Origin of the sequence: Syntrophomonas sp. UBA1041 (assembly GCF_002316705.1) — a bacterium.
GTDB lineage: Bacteria > Bacillota > Syntrophomonadia > Syntrophomonadales > Syntrophomonadaceae > DTU019.
The window spans coordinates 1-15548 of sequence record NZ_DCEA01000033.1 but is presented as its reverse complement, the minus strand read 5'-3'; the positions used below and the strand labels follow the sequence as shown (position 1 = coordinate 15548).

Below are 15548 nucleotides of genomic sequence, written 5' to 3'. Positions count from 1 at the left end.
GATTTCTATATCGCCCAGCTTGGTCTTGACCCCGGCCGCGGAAGCCATTATCGGCCCTGATCTGCTCAAATCCAAGCTGGGCGATATAGAAATCATAACCGAAGCCAACCGCAAATCCCCGGGAGATCTGAGCAAGAACGCCGACAAGGTGATCATACCGCTGCTGACCATGAATACCGCTGCCAAACTGGCTCACGGCATCGCCGACAATCTGGTCGGCACCCTGGCTTTATACGCCCTTATGAGGGGCAAGCCGGTCTTTGCGGTGTGCGATGCTTGCGATCCCTATGACTCCGCCCGGGACAAGATAAACATGAATTTGGGCAATGCCGCTTTCAAACAGATGTTGAAGAGCAATCTCGACAGGCTGGCCGAATTCGGCATAACCCTGGTTAAATCCGGTGATTTAAGCGCGGCTGTACTGGGGGTGGGCATTAAGCAGAGCGGCCAGGCCCAAGCGGCGGTTGCGCCGGCTGTTCAGGATGCGGATGTCTTTACCCTGCGGGTTTTGAGCGCTGGAGATGTCTCGGTATGCAAGCGCAAGGCTATAAAAATCGGACCCAATACGGTTGTAACCGCTATGGCTAAGGATCTGGCCCGGGAGCGCGGTATTGAGATTTTGAGATGATCAGATTTATGCGGGAGGGAGTGGGATCATGTATGCAGCCAAAGTGATCGGGCATATCGTAGCCACCAAAAAAGACCAGCGTCTGGTAGGCTGGAAATTGCTCATTGTCAGTCCCCTGTCCCTGGATGGCGCCGTTTCCGGCCGGATGGACGTGGCAGTGGATATTGTGGGTTCGGGAATCGGGGAGATCGTGCTGGTGGTGGAAGGCAGTTCGGCCCGCCTGGCTATCAATGATACTAATTCTCCCGTTAATGCCGCTATTGTTGGCATTGTTGACAGCTGGGAGGTGGGAACCTGATGAGAGTCTACACGCGCAGCGGCGACAAAGGCGAGACCTCTCTGTGGGGGGGCAAAAGGGTATCCAAAGCGGACCCCCAGGTGGAGTGCTACGGCACCCTGGATGAAGCCAGCTCATGTCTGGGCCTGGCCCGGGGCCTCATCCAAAGCCAACGCTTAAAAGAAATCATAGTGAGCATACAACAGGATCTGCAGGTAATATCGGCAGAGGTAGCCAGCACTTCCAAGGGGCTCGCCAAGCTGCCCAAAACGGTTGGCGAGGCGGATATCCGCCGTTTGGAAAATATAATCGACGATCTCTCCGCCGGACTGCCCAAGCTGACCGGTATGGTATTGCCGGGCGGGACCGCCGGGAGCGGCGGCCTGGACCTGGCCCGCACCATAGTGAGGCGGGCCGAGCGCCTCATCATTGACCTCCGCCAAAGCCAGGAACTGCGGCAGGAGATTCCTCAATACCTGAACCGTTTGTCGGATCTCTTATTCGTAATGGCCCGGGTGGAAGGGGATGAGGAATTAGTGCAGATCGTTAAAAATCGGGTTATGGAACACCTGGAGAACGGGGCCTCCTGTGGGATGTCCCTGGTGGTGGCCAGGAAAATGATTGCTGCCGCCCAGGAGAGGGCTGAGACCATGAATTTGCCGGTAGTAGCCTGTGTGGTTGACGCGGCGGGCAACCTTTTGGTGTTGGAGCGCCAGGAGGAGGCCATCCTGGCCAGTATCGACATTGCCCGGGGCAAGGCGTTTACCTCTGCAGCCACCAAAATGCCCACCCATGAATTAGCCCAGGCCAGCCAGCCCGGCCAGCCCCTGTACGGGATAGAATCCACCAACCAGGGGCGCCTGGTTATATTCGGAGGGGGCTTCCCCTTGAAAAAAGGCGGCAAGTTAATGGGCGCCATTGGCATCAGCGGCGGCAGCGTCGAACAGGATATAGAAGTCGCCCGGGCGGCAGTTGCGGTTTGGAATGAGTATGCCGGGCCGGCCGGGCAATAGGACAGTCACTGAGGGGAGAAAATCGATGAACAAGCGTATGTCCGATATAGCGCGGCAAGCCGGCATAGTCGGGGCAGGCGGCGCAGGCTTTCCCACCCATGTGAAACTGGATGCCCGGGTTGAAACCGTCATCTTAAATGGTGCGGAATGCGAGCCCTTGATGTCGGTGGATCAGAACATCATGCTCAGAGACGCGGATCTGCTGGCCGGAATGCTGGAAAAGGTACGCCTGGATCTGGGCGCGGGGGAAGCCATCATAGGCATCAAAGCCAAACATGAAGAAGTGATTGCCGCCATGCAGGAAGCCATCAAAACCTATGCCTCCTTGTATATTGCGCCTCTGGGCGACTTTTACCCGGCGGGTGATGAGGTGGTCCTGGTGTATGAAACCACCGGCAAGCTGATCCCCCACAGCAGCATTCCGCTGGAGATCGGGGTGGTGGTGATGAATGTAGAGACATTGTGGAACCTGGCTCAGGCTGAAGCCGGCCGACCCCTCACCCATAAATGGGTGACCGTGTCTGGAGCAGTAGCCAGCCCCGGTACTTTTTGGGTTCCGCTGGGAGTCAGCGTCAGGCAGATGATAGATCTGGCCGGCGGGGCTGTGATTGCGGATTATGCCGTAATCGACGGCGGCCCCATGATGGGCCGCATGTTGGCAGATCTTGAACATCCGGTAACCAAAACCACCAAAGGCCTGCTGGTATTGCCCCGGCACAACCCGGTAATAGGGGTGCAAAGCCAGCCTTTGACCACGATTTTAAGGCAGGCCCGGGCCATGTGCTGTCAATGCCGTCTGTGCACTGATTTGTGCCCGCGCAATCTGCTGGGTTATGGCATCAACCCCAATCAGACTATCCTGGCGGCCAGCTATGGCGGTGCTCAGGGGGACAAGGCCCTTCAATCCTTACTGTGTTCGGAATGCGGCGCCTGCGATTTGTATGCGTGCCCCATGGGGCTTTCACCGCGCCGGGTCAATCAGCTGCTCAAGGCTGAAGTCACTAAAACGGGGATAAAAAATCCCTTCGTGGGCAAAACCGCCCAGCCTGATGCTATGCGCCCTTACCGCCGCATACCAACCAAACGGCTCATCAGGCGGTTGAACCTCAAGGGCTATGCGGCTTTCGCGCCCTTTTACCCCACAGAGCTGCAGCCTGATAAAGTGGTCTTGCCTTTAAAACAGCATATCGGTTCTCCTGCTGAAGCGGTTGTCAAGGCGGGAGAGGCGGTGGCTATGGGTCAACTGGTGGCCGAAATACCCCGGGGCAAGCTGGGCAGCCGCATTTTTGCCAGCATAGCCGGCCGGGTCAGCGAATGCAGTCAAGAACGGATCGTAATAGAACGAGCAAACAGCTAGAAAGGGGGCCAGGTCATGAAGCAGGTGTTAGGATTTATAGAATATCGGAGCATTGCCAAAGGTTTGGAAGCCACTGATGTCATGCTAAAGGGCGGCAAGGTGGAATTGATTCAGGCTACGGTGATGTGTCCGGGCAAGTTTGTGGCCCTCATTTCCGGGGATATCAGCGCCGTAAAAGAATCCGTGGAAAAGGGCGTCAATCTGGATCCCGCTTTGGCCATCTCCAGTTTCGTTTTGCCCAATATCCATCCCGAGGTGATACCGGCACTGTCAGCAACCAGCAGCGCGGAGGTTACAGGATCGCTGGGCATCATCGAAACGGTTGATGCTACATCGGGCGTGGTGGCCGGAGATATGGCCGCCAAGGCAGCCAATGTGCACCTTATCGAGATCCGGCTGGCACGCGGTATGGGCGGCAAGGCTTTTGTATACCTGTGCGGCGAGCTGAGTGCGGTAAAAGTAGCGGTAAAAACAGCCTGCGACAAACTGGCTGACGAAGGAGTGGTTCTGGCCTCATCGATTATTGCTTCACCGCATCCCAAACTGACATTTTAGAAAGGAAGGAGGTGACATGTCATGCTGATCACGCGGCTGATTCAGGCCCCGCGACCAAGTACCATGGCCATGCTGTTGCGCAGGATGCCGCCGGATTGCAGAAAGGAAATACAAGGCAAGCGAATAGATGCTGTGGGACTGGTGCAGACTGATTTGCCCAATCTATTTTATCTAGCCGACGTAGGGGTCAAATCGGGATCGGTAAGCGCAGTGGAATTGCATGGCACCTGCCCGCAGCATATTAACACCATCGGGTTTTTCGGAGATACAGCAGCAGTGCAGTCCGCAATGAAAGCGGTACAGGCGCAGGCCAGGTAAAGTGAGAGGTAAAGGAGGAATTTATAGTATGAATATCGATACTACCCTTTTGTTGATTTCCTTTTGCGGCGGCGCTTTCGGGGCAGCCATCGGAGCCCTCCCCGCTTTTATATTCTGCGGTTTCTTAGGATTTGTGGGGGTGGCTGCGGCCATGTCCGGGTCTACTTTCGACTGGCACAGTATCATCACCTTCGGCCCTTTCTTCGGCCCCCATATCGCATTTGCGGGCGGGGTGGCGGCGGCTGCTTTTGCCAAGAAAATGGGATACATGGTTTCAGGTAAGGACATCACCGCCGGCTTGATGGGCTTAAAACAGCCCGGCGTGCTGGTTGTAGGCGGCATATTCGGTATGGTGGGATATGTCTCTCAAGTTACGGCGGCAGCGATATTCAATAAAGGTCAATTCGATACGGTGGCTTTCACGGTGGTATTTACAGCCCTGATCGCCAAAGCTGTCTTCGGCGACGGGTTCCTGGGAAGCTTGACCCCTGAAGCCCAGGCCAGAGGACGTTTCGTATTCGGCGGCGACCAGCGCTGGCTGCCTTTCATGGAAAGCACGGCCGAGAAAATTGTTATCGGGGTGGCCGCAGGCGGCCTGTCAGCTTTTGTCACCAGCACCATGCTGGCCGACCCCGCTACGGCAAGCAGCGCGCCTTTTGTAGGCTTCCTGATCTCTGCCGCTTCTCTGGTGTTCCTGCAGTACGGCACGGCTGTTCCCGTCACCCATCACATCACACTCTGTGCAGCCTATGGCACCTTGTTCAGCGGCGGAAACATTCTGTGGGGCGTCACCATGGGTATCGTAGGAGCCTTGCTGGCCGATCTGGGAGCCAGGCTGTTCCTGATTCACGGCGATACTCACATAGACCCTCCGGCCTTCGGCATCTTCACCGGATCATTGGTAGCTTATGCTTTAGGAATAATGGGACTCTACGAGATGGGCAATGTTCCGCCGGTCATTATCCTGGCTGCGGCGGTTGTCTGGGGTATCTGGGATTGGAACAAGAGCCGGGCGGGCAGCGTTGTCAAAGCCAAAGAAATCCCGGCCTGATGTCGCGGGGACGGAGTTGAGATGTCGCGGGGACGGAGTTGTTGACAACTTTTTACCACGGGGACAGGGTTGTTGACAACATATTGCGGTCAGGCATCGATCCCTGAAGAGTGCTAACCTTCAAAATTAATGTTGTTGTGCCGGGGCAGTAGGTTTGAGCCTTTTTGCCATCAGGGGCTGCCCCGCTCTGTGGAGCGGGGCAGCCCGGCCCCAACACAGTATTATGCCACGGACCGGGTTATTGACGAATTTTTAGGACGGCATGGTCTAGGATCCCCGATCACGGCACTGCCAGGTTTAGAATTATGGTGTGATCAATGATATTAACCGGGCCGCCGCCTATACGCGCGGCATCAAACCAAAAGTAAAAAATAAAAGACTGGCATCAAGGCAATGCGGCCCCTGCTGCCATGCAATCACTGTCATTATGGAGGGACTCATGAATATTTCCAGCCAGTATCACAGTAAGCTATGCTCGGCAGAGCAAGCTGTCAAAGCGGTTAAATCGGGGGATTGGGTAGATTACGGCCATTTTGCCATGGCCCCCACCTACCTGGATCTTTTCCTGGCCGGGAGAGCCCCGGAATTGCATGATGTCAAGGTCAGGTGCCTGAACTTCCCGGGTTTGGCCGCAGTGGCAGTGGTCGACCCGCACCGCGAGCACTTTATTTACAACAGCTGGCACTTCAGCGCCGGCGACCGCATCCTGCATGACCTGAAGCTGAGCAACTACATTCCTTTTCTTTACCACCAATGTCCGGCATTGTACGAGCGCTATCATGAGCCTGACGTATTTATGACCAAGGTGGCCCCTATCGACCGCAACGGCTATTTCAATTTCTCCGCCTCCAATTCGGTGCACTATGCCATAGCCAGGAAGGCCAAAAAGGTGATCGTCGAGGTCAATGACCAGGCCCCGGTATGTTTGGGTGGATGCAACGAAAGCATACACATTTCTGATGTGGATTATATTGTCGAAACCGACCACCAGCCCCTCATGCAGATACCGGTTCCGGGCAGCAGCGATACCGACCGTCAGATAGCGGAGACCATTGTTGAAATGATCGAGGACGGGTCATGTATTCAGCTGGGTATAGGGGCTATGCCCAATGCGGTCGGGATGATGATCGCCCAATCAGATCTCAAAGATCTGGGGGGGCACACCGAAATGCTGGTCGACGCCTATATGGAAATGTATCTGTCGGGGCGAATGAACGGAAAAAGAAAGAGCATCGATAAGGAGAAGATGACATATACTTTTGCCCTGGGAACCAAGAAGCTCTACGATTTTATGCATTTAAACCCGGCATTGGCCAGCTGTTCAGTGGACTACACCAACTCGCTCAACATGATCGCCCAGAATGACAAAGTCGTTTCCATTAACAATGCCATTGAAATTGACTTATATGGCCAGGTATGCTCGGAGTCGGCCGGCACCCGGCATATCAGCGGAACCGGCGGGCAGCTCGATTTCATCAACGCATCTTTCTATTCCCGGGGAGGTAAAGGCATAATTTGCCTGACCTCCCTTAAGGACAAAACCAAATCCCGTATTGTGCCTACGCTGGCGCCCGGATCCATCGTGACCGTGCCGCGCACCATGGTTAACTATGTGGTAACGGAATACGGCGCGGTAAATCTGGCTGGCAAAAGCACCTGGGAAAGGGCCGAATCTCTTATCAGCATCGCCCACCCCTCGGTTCGCGATGAGCTGATAAGACAGGCCGGGGCGATGAACATCTGGGTAAAAACCAGCAAAATCAGCTGAAATAGGGAGAGACAGAAGAACGCCGGACGGGGCGAATGGGGACGGTAACCAAAAAAGACCGTCCCCATTTGCCGCCCCGGTCAAAAGCCCGGTGTTCATCGAGCCGGCTATCGACATCGTTGAATAATGAAAAAGAAACCGATTGGAGGCGATTGCTGCGTTCACGCGAGGTGCGGAGGCCGCCGCCCCGGTACTCACAGGTGGAAACCCGGCAGCGAATGGCCTGCTGGCTGCTTTATCCACGCATAGCGCCTCCCTTACTTTTACAATAGCTTGTGCCTGCGGTATCCTTCGGGCCGATTAGAGTTTTCTAGATTGGTTGCCAGCGTTTGAGGCCTTTACAGTATTCCATGTGCTTTCCCTCTTTTCCAGCAGGAATTATCAACCCGACCGGATAAATATAATAGAGATAGAGAGAATGAAGCGACAATAGGCTTTAGGGAGAGAGTAAAACTGCCGGTATCAACTATCCGTAAGGAGAAGGATATTATGGCAGAGGAAATAACCTGGATAAAAACCCACTGCGGCCGTATGGATCATGGCGGCTGCGCCCTGCTGGTCGGGGTCAAAGACAACCGCATTGTCAGGATAAAGGGCGATCTGGAAGGCTATTTAAACAACGGCTATACCTGCTATAAAGGCCGGGTTTCAGCAGACCGTCTGCATCATCCCGACCGGCTTCTCAGCCCGCTTAAACGGGCTGGCAAACGGGGTGAGGGCAAATGGCGGGAGATTTCCTGGGATGAGGCCCTGGAGGAGACCGCTCAAAGGCTGCTTGAGATCAAAGCACAATACGGGGCCCGTGCGGTGGGCTTCGGAGTAGGCATGCCCAAAGGTCTGGAGCATTTTGTGTTGATTCGCCTGGCCAATCTATTCGGTTCACCCAATGTGATCGCTTCTCAGGATGTATGCCATGCCCCGCGTGAGGTCAGCGGGCTTCACACTTGCGGGTTTTACCCGGTGGCTGATCTGCACAATCCTACCAATCTCATCGTGGCTTGGGGAAGCAATTTATTGGATACCAACGAAGAAGGCCAGATTGCCACTTTGGCCTTACAGCAAATAAAAAATGGCGCCAAACTAATGGTGATCGATCCGCGCCGCACCGGTCTGGCTGAAAGGGCGGATTTGTGGCTGCAGGTTAAACCGGGTACAGATGCCGCTTTAGCCCTGGGCTTCATCCATGTCATTATCAGTGATCTGCTCTATGACCGGGATTTTGTTGACGGCTTTACCTATGGCTTTGAGGATTTGTCTGAGCAGGTGCAGAACTACACCCCTGAAGCAGTGGCGGCTATCACCGGAGTGGCAGCGGATTTGATCCGTCAGGGAGCCCGTTTGTATGCCCGCAGCAAGCCGGCCGCACTGCAATGGGGCAATGCCATCGAACACGACATTAATGTATTTGATTCTGCCCGGGCCTTGATTTGCCTGATGGCCATCACCGGCAACCTGGAGGTCCCGGGGGGCAATATCAACCCGCATGATCCCAAGATCATGGGCCTGGGAGCTTTTGTCCGGGCCGACCTGATCCCTGATAAAGCTAAGACCATGATCGGTGCTTACCACGGCACCATTCCCCGTATGATGACGGTTCCTCCAGCTTATTTCCGCCAGGCGGTCTTGACCGGGAGCCCTTACCCGGTCAAAGGCTATTATGGTATGTGCACCAATCCTTTGGTGACCTGGGCTGACAGCCGTACTACCTTTGCGGCCTTAAACCGCCTCGACTTTATAGCCATAGCGGAAATGTTCATGACTCCAACCGCTGCTATGGCCGACATAGTTTTGCCGGTAGCCCACCAATATGAAATGAATGATATCGGCCATTATGGCATTGGCCACGGCATCATATTTGCCCGCCCCCAGGTGGTGGAGCCGCCGCCGGAGTGCTGGGCGGATATAAAAATCCTCAATGAATTGGGCAAACGCGTCTCCCCGCCTGAATACTGGCATGACAATCCCGAAGAGTTTCTGGAAGATATCCTGAGGCCGGCGGGCTTGAGCTTCGCGGATTTTGCCGCCCGGGGTTATCTGAAAGGCCCGGATCGGTTTAACCTGCATTTGGCCAAGGGATTTCGCACCCCGACTGGAAAAGTCGAGTTGAAACTGAGCCAGGCCGAAAAGTTAAAACTTAAGGCCCTGCCGGAGTATGCCGGACTTCCCGAGGAGGAATGGGGCGCTTATCCTTTGCTCTTAATCAGCGCCAAAAATCCTTATTACCTGCATTCCTCCTATCGCTGGGTGCAAAAACTGCGTCAGAAAAGCCCCATGCCGGAGGTGCAGATACATCCCGATACAGCAAAAGCCCAGGGGATAAGCTCTGGAGACGAAGTGATCATATCCACTCCTTATGGTCAGATCGTGCAGGCGGCCCAGGTTACCGACCGGGTTATGCCCGGCGTGCTGTGTGCCGACATAGGCTGGTGGTTCCCGGAAGGAAGCCCCGATACCCAATATGACTGGCAGAAATCCAATTTCAATATACTTACTTCAATAGGCAAGCTGGGCAAAGAATTCGGCACTCCCAATCTAAAAAACCTGCCCTGCAGGGTAGACTTGAAGCCGTCCTGAGAAGGATCATCGGAGGTGACAAAAAAGGATCGTCCCCAATGGTCATCCCCGGTTGTCGTCCGGCTATCCTCGTTTAAATTTTTCAATTAGAAACCAAAATACTATTGACAGTGCAGTTGTCGATGAGTATGCTTAAAATATACTCAAAGGGTAAACAATTAAGGAATTAAATGAATGCAGATCAATCAGGCTACGGATTACAGTTTCAGAGTTGTTCTATATTTATCGACTCTGCCCCGTGGGGAAGTGGTTGAAGCTCAGACCATCGCACAGACGCAATGCATACCCATGCGTTACTTGTTTAAGATAATGCCCTCCCTGACCAGGGCCGGCATTATTACTTCACAACGAGGTGTGGGAGGGGGTTATGTCCTGGCTAAAGATCCCGCTGAGATCAGCCTGCTGGATGTGATCGAAGCCATTGAAGGCCCGATAAGGCTCAACCGCTGCTTTATAGATGAGCACTACTGCTCCAAAAATGGGCCTCCAGACTGTCCGGTGCATCAAGCCCTGGCAGGTATCCAACAGCGGCTTAACGCCGATTTTAGCAAGGTAGTATTTAGCGATTTGCTGGAATAGTATTTTTTGCCTCAAAACTATACCCTGAAAGTATACAATCCATCCCGGGATGAAAGCAACAGGAATATGTTTTTATCGGTTGTCGAACATTATGTATGTATAAATTTAAAAGGAGGTACGGTAAATGTCTACATACCAGAATCTGAAGACGGCTTTTGCAGGTGAATCTCAGGCCAATCGCAAATATCTGGCTTTCGCCAGAAAAGCTGAACAAGAAAAACTCTCCATGGTGAGCCGCCTCTATAAAGCCATTGCTGCGGCTGAGACCATTCATGCCTTAAAGCATCTGGAGATCATGAATGGCATAGGCAGCACCGAGGACAATCTGAAAGAGGCCGCTCAGGGCGAACATTATGAATTTACCGAAATGTATCCGGGTTTCATCATTGAAGCCGAACAGGAAGGCAACAAGCCGGCCCGCTTCGCCTTCCACTTTGCCAACGAGGCTGAAAAGGCGCATCATGATCTCTACCTCAAAGCCTTGCAAGCAGTGAAACAAAACCAGGATTTTCCGGCTGAGTCTTTTTCGCTCTGCCCGGTCTGCGGTTATGTTCATGAAAATGAGGCCCCGGACAAATGCCCGATCTGCGGAGTGCCGGGAAGCCGTTTTGAAGCCTATTAAAAACCCCTCTATCATCCGCAAGAACCCCCACCCTGATGTTGAACCATGGCCCACTCCGAGGCCATGGTTTTTTTTGTCCGGGAGTAGCCGCCAAGCAAGGCGCCCGGCGGGAATACGGCCAAGCGGGAAAGACTGGAGAGTGGCGGGGACGGTTCTTTTGACTCAGCCGGACTGAGTTCCCCCCGACTTCTCCCACTGTTCCGCTAGATTTCTGTCTCCAGGCTGGAGTGAATGAGGTGTTCGATCAGTTTGATGCGGTGGGCGGGCAGGTTTTGCAGGAAAAACGACAGCTCCGCCTGCCAGGGATAGTCGAATGCCTGGCCTGCTTCAGGCCGCAGGCAAAAACCCTCCCCATCGCTGCGAATCTCTTCAACAAAAAGTATTCGGGCCAGAAGAGCCAGCTCCATTTCCCCCAGCCGGGCGTATAAAGCCTGGTATTCCCCCTCAAACAGACAGTCGGCCTCTAATATGTCAATGAAGTCGGCCAGGGATTGGCTGCGGCCGGTAATCAGGGCGGCTTTTTGCGCCCCATCCCGGCAGGCCATGATATCTCCGATCAATTCTCTAAAGCTGTCATCATCCATTTTGATCCCGGCGTTAAAAACAATCCTGGGCGCATCAGGTGCAGCAGCCTTGCTGCTGACTATAACCACGTTTTCCAGGTTCCCGAACTCCAGGGCCCGGTTCAGTCTGGGCATTATCAGGGTCAACAAATGCTCCAAGAGCTGTTTTAAGCCGGGAACAGGGACTGGAGCGGCCCAGGGTTCATCGGGGGTCAGGTTGTAATCATCCTGTGATGCGCCGGGCCAAACCAGCAGCAGTTCAGCCTGGGCTCCAAGCATTTCCAGGCGCCCTGATTCATCCGCTGCGGACAAGACCTGATACAGCGACTCCAGTTGGGCTTTGCTGATGCTCAGTTGCTGGGCCGGGTTGCCGGCCAGGAGCGAAAACATGGCATTGGTGGCCACGATCTCAAATATATTGATCAAGGCCTCATTGATATTTATGCGGTAGGTGCGGCCATAGGCGGTTAAGAGGTTTTTCACCTCTTTGGTGCTGTAGCGCCGGCAGAAACTGTTTTCCACCGTCAAGGTCTGCAGATACTTCCTGATATAAAAGACGCCGCTGACCTTCATGTCATCCAGAAACAGAGGGTAGTCGATGCTGGCCATGGTTTCGTGAGCCGCGAAGCGGACGTCATAGTGATTGAAGAAATCGGGCAGGGCCTCCTCCAGGGTCGACTGGTAAGCAAGGTTGGCCACCTTTAACCTCTGTTGCAGAAGGTTTTCGTATATCCGCCTGGTATCCAGCAAACAAGACTCCAGGATAGCCAGGCCCTGGCTGTGTATAGAGGCTAATCCCCGGGCCTGCAGCTGTTCCAGGGCTTCATCGGGATGACCCGGGCTGCGCAGGCAGGCGTCCATGGCATAAAACAGAGACAGCATGATGCCTTGTGCGGTTTCGTTTTTTACCGATGTGCTTTCGCCGCGGGTGTATAGCCGTATGGCAGCGGCCAGCAAATCCATCACCTGGGACTGGATGGAGTCCATTCCGGCCTTGTCGATCAGCCCCAGACGGTGGGCGTTCTGCAGCAAGGACAGGGTGAAGTGATGAGAATCCAGGCGGCGTTTATCCAAATAACGGTGTTTTTCCAGGTCGGATGGTCGATTCAAACCGGGGCTCCTTTCTGCGAATTTACTGCCGGTCGCGCAGCTCGCGGGCGTAGCGATCCAGGTCGCGGTCGCGCAGGAGTTCCAGCGATCCCCGGCTCTGGCTGTCGAACAATTCCCGCATCACCGTGATTAATTCGTCATCACCCAGGCGTTCCCGGGTCTCATTTTTCATATAGTAGAAGATCTCCACCAGTTCCCCCAACGTGCCGGCATATTCGTGAGGATGAATATAGGGCGAGGAGCAGAAGGCGGCAATCATCTTTTTGATGACCTCAATTCCCAGCTCCAACCGGCCCTGGCTCTTCAAGGCCCGGCGCCGGGTCTGCAGCAGTTCCATAGCCTGCAGGGGGGTCAACTCCAAGCCGTACTGCCGGGATTGCTGATTGCTTTGGAGGATTTCATTGCGGTAAAGGCGTTCAACCGCGTAATTACCCGGTTTATAAATATCCAGCCAGGATTTCATGGCAGTTCTCCCTATTTCTCCTCTTGCTTTTTAGCCAGAGCGGCCTTGAAGAGGTCTCCCAGATTGGTTCCCAACTCTTCCTGGTCACTGTAGCGGGCGATCAGCTTTTGATTGGCCCGGCTTTCCCCTTTGTAGCCATAGGGATTTTCCTTTTCAGGCTGGCGGTGGCCGCAGTCGCGGTCAGGACAGGACAGCATGCGGCCGCGCTTGCCGTTTACGATTAGCATAAACTTTCCGCATTGGGGGCATTTGCTTTTGGATATATTGTCGGCTTTGTAAACCGTCTGGGAATTCTTTACCGCTTCTACCAGTTCAGAGGTGTCGCGGCGAATGTCCGCGATAAACCCCGACCTTTTGGCTCGGCCTTTGGCGATATCGGCCAGGCGCTGCTCCCACTGGGCGGTGAGCTCTGGGGAGCGTAAGGCCGGGGGAGCCAGACCGATCAGCTGAATGCCTTTGGAGGTGGGAAGCAGCTCCTTGCCATGGCGCTCAATATAACTGGTGTGAATCAGCTTTTCGATAATCTCGGCCCGGGTGGCCGGGGTTCCCAATCCGCTGCCTTTGATCGACTCCCGCAGTTCTTCATCCTCCACCCATTTGCCGCAGTGCTCCATGGCGGTCAGAAGCGTGGCCTCGGTATACCGCCCCGGGGGTTTGGTGCGCTGTTTATTGATTTTGCAGCTCTGTACGGTGACCGCTTCACCCCGCCGGTGCGCAGACAGGGCTTGTTCGGGCAGACGTTCCTCGTCTTTGTCCTCCTTATCAGCCAAAACGGCCTGCACCGCTTTCCAACCCCGCTCTACTTCGGTGCGGCCCCGCGAATAAAAATTCTCTCCGTTGACTATCGTTGTCATGGTGGTCTGCTGATAGCGGTGGGGAGGGTATAAAACTGCCAGGAAGCGCCGCGCGATTAGATCATAGAGGCGCTTTTCCTCCTCGTCCAAACTGCCCAGGTTGAGCGTTTGTTCGGTGGGGATAATGGCATGGTGATCGCTGACCTTGGCGTTGTCCACCAGCCGCTTGCCCGGGGAGAGAGTTTTCTCCAAAAGGGGCTTTACCAGGGCTGCGTACGGGCCCCGATTCATACCTGCCAGGCGCGCTGGCAGGGTCGGTACAATATCACTGCTGATATAACGCGAATCGGTGCGGGGATAAGTAACCAGTTTGTGCTTTTCATACAGATCCTGAAGTATAGCCAGGGTTTTCTGGGCTGACCAGCCGAAGCGGCGGTTGGCGTCGCGCTGCAGTTCGGTCAGGTCATAGGCCAGCGGAGGCGGTTCTTGCTTGGCTTCGGTTTTGACTTCTTTTATAGTGCCGGTTTGGCCTGTGACCCGGTCGGCTATAGCCTGAGCCCTGGCCAGTTCATAAAGCCGGCCTCCCGAGGAATCGCGCCAATCGCCAAAGTATCCTGCAAAATCGGCCCTTATGGTCCAGTAGTCAACCGGTTTGAAGTTCTTGATCTCCCGTTCCCGCTCCACGATCATGGCCAGGGTAGGGGTCTGCACCCGTCCGGCATTCAGCTGCGCGTTAAACTTGCAGGTCAGGGTGCGGGTGACATTGAGCCCGATCAGCCAATCCGCCTCAGCGCGGCATACCGCCGCGTCATAAAGGTTATTGAAAGCCTTGCCGGGCTGCAAATGGGAAAAACCTTCCATAATTGCGGTGTCGGTCTGTGAGGATATCCACAATCTATAAAAAGGCTTTTTCCACTGGGCCATTTCCATGATCCAGCGGGCTACCAGTTCGCCTTCGCGCCCGGCATCAGTGGCGATGACCAGGTCTTTGATATCATTGCGCTTCATCAGGCCTTTAACTACCTGATACTGATGGGAGGTCTGCCTGATGACCTTAAGCTTCATCTTACCGGGCAGCATGGGTAGATCCTCCATACGCCATTGCTTGAGCCTCTGGTCATAATCGTCGGGCTCGGCCAGGGTGACCAGGTGTCCCAGAGCCCAGGTCACCACATACCGGTTCCCTTCCAGGTACCCTTTGCCTTTTTGCTGACATTTCAGAACCCGGGCTATTTCTCGCGCTACACTGGGTTTTTCCGCTAAGACCAGCGATTTCATCACACTCAACCTTTCATTTACTTGGGGGGCAGCCCGCCTTTTTTCTGCTTCTTGTTTCCGGGATGGGAAGCGCCAAAGCGGTTTTCCCCGCCGCGCCGCATTTTGCCCTGTGAGGCGCTTTTCTTCTTCTTTTCTTCAATAATCTGACGCATCATCTCAAGTGTCTTATCATCCTGATTCATGGTGAACCTCCTTGATCATAGTAAAAATTTATTATAACATAGTGTTGGCAAGAATATTTAATCAGGGATCAGCAATAGCCGGCCCATAATATTCCGGGATGGAGGCCAGCCCCAAACCGCACTTTCAATAATTGGATTTATACCTTGACAAATAAATCATAGTATGATATATTTAATATTTGCAAAACAAGATGTAGTGAAAGCATTATATAACCATATCAATTCTTTGTCAACCAGTTTATAAACCGCAAACTAACAGGCCGGTTGCTGATTGTTATCAGCAACCGGCCTGTTTAAGTGTCGATAGATCAAGCCAGGCCGCCCATCTGCTCCACGAAGATGGCGGTAATGCCGGGGTCAAACTGGGTTCCGGCTGCGCCCGCAATGGCCTTTAGGGCTTGCTGAGGCGGCAGTCC

At 54.2% G+C, this 15548-nt stretch carries 15 protein-coding genes; 11 read left to right on the top strand and 4 right to left on the bottom strand.

What is annotated here, in order from left to right; genetic code table 11:
• The 11 genes from B2633_RS05780 to B2633_RS05730 form a co-directional block, all read left to right on the top strand.
• Window positions 1–628: flavoprotein (locus B2633_RS05780; RefSeq protein WP_483169713.1), on the top strand; the 628-nt coding region annotated here is incomplete at its 5' end.
• Between the two features lie 28 nt (window positions 629–656).
• Window positions 657–926, top strand: coding sequence for a EutN/CcmL family microcompartment protein (locus B2633_RS05775; protein WP_483169712.1), 270 nt, complete (start codon window positions 657–659; stop codon window positions 924–926).
• Complete coding sequence (locus tag B2633_RS05770) at window positions 926–1918, top strand: cob(I)yrinic acid a,c-diamide adenosyltransferase (RefSeq protein ID WP_483169711.1); 993 nt, start codon at window positions 926–928, stop codon at window positions 1916–1918. Before B2633_RS05775 ends, B2633_RS05770 begins: the two co-directional genes overlap by 1 nt.
• Window positions 1919–1943: 25 nt before the next feature.
• Complete coding sequence (locus tag B2633_RS05765) at window positions 1944–3275, top strand: 4Fe-4S dicluster domain-containing protein (RefSeq protein WP_483169710.1); 1332 nt, start codon at window positions 1944–1946, stop codon at window positions 3273–3275.
• 15 nt (window positions 3276–3290) lie between these two features.
• On the top strand, window positions 3291–3830 hold the full coding sequence (locus tag B2633_RS05760) for a BMC domain-containing protein (protein WP_483169709.1): 540 nt from the start codon (window positions 3291–3293) through the stop codon (window positions 3828–3830).
• A 21-nt stretch (window positions 3831–3851) separates the two neighbouring features.
• Entirely contained in the window at window positions 3852–4148 is a 297-nt protein-coding gene (locus B2633_RS05755; RefSeq protein ID WP_483169708.1) for a BMC domain-containing protein, read from the top strand.
• Window positions 4149–4176: 28 nt separating this feature from the next.
• The gene (locus B2633_RS05750; RefSeq protein ID WP_483169707.1) at window positions 4177–5199 is read left to right on the top strand and encodes a DUF7973 family transport facilitator; all 1023 of its coding nucleotides are present in this window, start codon (window positions 4177–4179) and stop codon (window positions 5197–5199) included.
• A gap of 310 nt (window positions 5200–5509) precedes the next feature.
• Complete coding sequence (locus B2633_RS05745) at window positions 5510–6967, top strand: acetyl-CoA hydrolase/transferase family protein (protein WP_483169706.1); 1458 nt, start codon at window positions 5510–5512, stop codon at window positions 6965–6967.
• A 489-nt stretch (window positions 6968–7456) separates the two neighbouring features.
• Window positions 7457–9541 carry a molybdopterin-containing oxidoreductase family protein gene (locus B2633_RS05740; protein WP_483169705.1) on the top strand — a complete coding sequence of 695 codons (2085 nt, stop codon included), beginning with the start codon at window positions 7457–7459 and terminating at the stop codon, window positions 9539–9541.
• A 174-nt stretch (window positions 9542–9715) separates the two neighbouring features.
• A complete protein-coding gene (locus B2633_RS05735) occupies window positions 9716–10120 on the top strand; it encodes an RrF2 family transcriptional regulator (RefSeq protein WP_483169704.1) in 405 nt (134 codons plus the stop codon).
• Between the two features lie 124 nt (window positions 10121–10244).
• Window positions 10245–10742, top strand: coding sequence for a rubrerythrin family protein (locus B2633_RS05730; protein WP_483169703.1), 498 nt, complete (start codon window positions 10245–10247; stop codon window positions 10740–10742).
• Window positions 10743–10945: 203 nt separating this feature from the next.
• Here B2633_RS05730 and B2633_RS05725 read toward each other — a convergent pair whose 3' ends face one another.
• From B2633_RS05725 to B2633_RS05710, 4 genes are read right to left on the bottom strand one after another with little or no spacing between them, the layout of a single operon-like run.
• Window positions 10946–12415 (bottom strand): DUF6179 domain-containing protein, encoded by a 1470-nt coding sequence (locus B2633_RS05725; RefSeq protein WP_483169702.1) that lies wholly within the window; start codon window positions 12413–12415, stop codon window positions 10946–10948.
• Between the two features lie 22 nt (window positions 12416–12437).
• The gene (locus B2633_RS05720) at window positions 12438–12878 is read right to left on the bottom strand and encodes a DUF6323 family protein (protein ID WP_483169701.1); all 441 of its coding nucleotides are present in this window, start codon (window positions 12876–12878) and stop codon (window positions 12438–12440) included.
• 11 nt (window positions 12879–12889) lie between these two features.
• A complete protein-coding gene (locus B2633_RS05715; protein WP_483169714.1) occupies window positions 12890–14950 on the bottom strand; it encodes a DNA topoisomerase III in 2061 nt (686 codons plus the stop codon).
• Between the two features lie 17 nt (window positions 14951–14967).
• The gene (locus B2633_RS05710; protein ID WP_483169700.1) at window positions 14968–15132 is read right to left on the bottom strand and encodes a hypothetical protein; all 165 of its coding nucleotides are present in this window, start codon (window positions 15130–15132) and stop codon (window positions 14968–14970) included.
• Between the last annotated feature and the right edge of the window lie 416 nt (window positions 15133–15548).

What these genes read in the sequence shown, in the direction of transcription:
- B2633_RS05775 (WP_483169712.1), top strand. Translation starts at nt 657, where the DNA reads ATGTATGCAGCCAAAGTGATCGGGCATATCGTAGCCACCAAAAAAGAC.
- B2633_RS05770 (WP_483169711.1), top strand. Translation starts at nt 926, where the DNA reads ATGAGAGTCTACACGCGCAGCGGCGACAAAGGCGAGACCTCTCTGTGG.
- B2633_RS05765 (WP_483169710.1), top strand. Translation starts at nt 1,944, where the DNA reads ATGAACAAGCGTATGTCCGATATAGCGCGGCAAGCCGGCATAGTCGGG.
- B2633_RS05760 (WP_483169709.1), top strand. Translation starts at nt 3,291, where the DNA reads ATGAAGCAGGTGTTAGGATTTATAGAATATCGGAGCATTGCCAAAGGT.
- B2633_RS05755 (WP_483169708.1), top strand. Translation starts at nt 3,852, where the DNA reads ATGCTGATCACGCGGCTGATTCAGGCCCCGCGACCAAGTACCATGGCC.
- B2633_RS05750 (WP_483169707.1), top strand. Translation starts at nt 4,177, where the DNA reads ATGAATATCGATACTACCCTTTTGTTGATTTCCTTTTGCGGCGGCGCT.
- B2633_RS05740 (WP_483169705.1), top strand. Translation starts at nt 7,457, where the DNA reads ATGGCAGAGGAAATAACCTGGATAAAAACCCACTGCGGCCGTATGGAT.
- B2633_RS05735 (WP_483169704.1), top strand. Translation starts at nt 9,716, where the DNA reads ATGCAGATCAATCAGGCTACGGATTACAGTTTCAGAGTTGTTCTATAT.
- B2633_RS05730 (WP_483169703.1), top strand. Translation starts at nt 10,245, where the DNA reads ATGTCTACATACCAGAATCTGAAGACGGCTTTTGCAGGTGAATCTCAG.
- B2633_RS05720 (WP_483169701.1), bottom strand. Translation starts at nt 12,878, where the DNA reads ATGAAATCCTGGCTGGATATTTATAAACCGGGTAATTACGCGGTTGAA.
- B2633_RS05715 (WP_483169714.1), bottom strand. Translation starts at nt 14,950, where the DNA reads ATGAAATCGCTGGTCTTAGCGGAAAAACCCAGTGTAGCGCGAGAAATA.
- B2633_RS05710 (WP_483169700.1), bottom strand. Translation starts at nt 15,132, where the DNA reads ATGAATCAGGATGATAAGACACTTGAGATGATGCGTCAGATTATTGAA.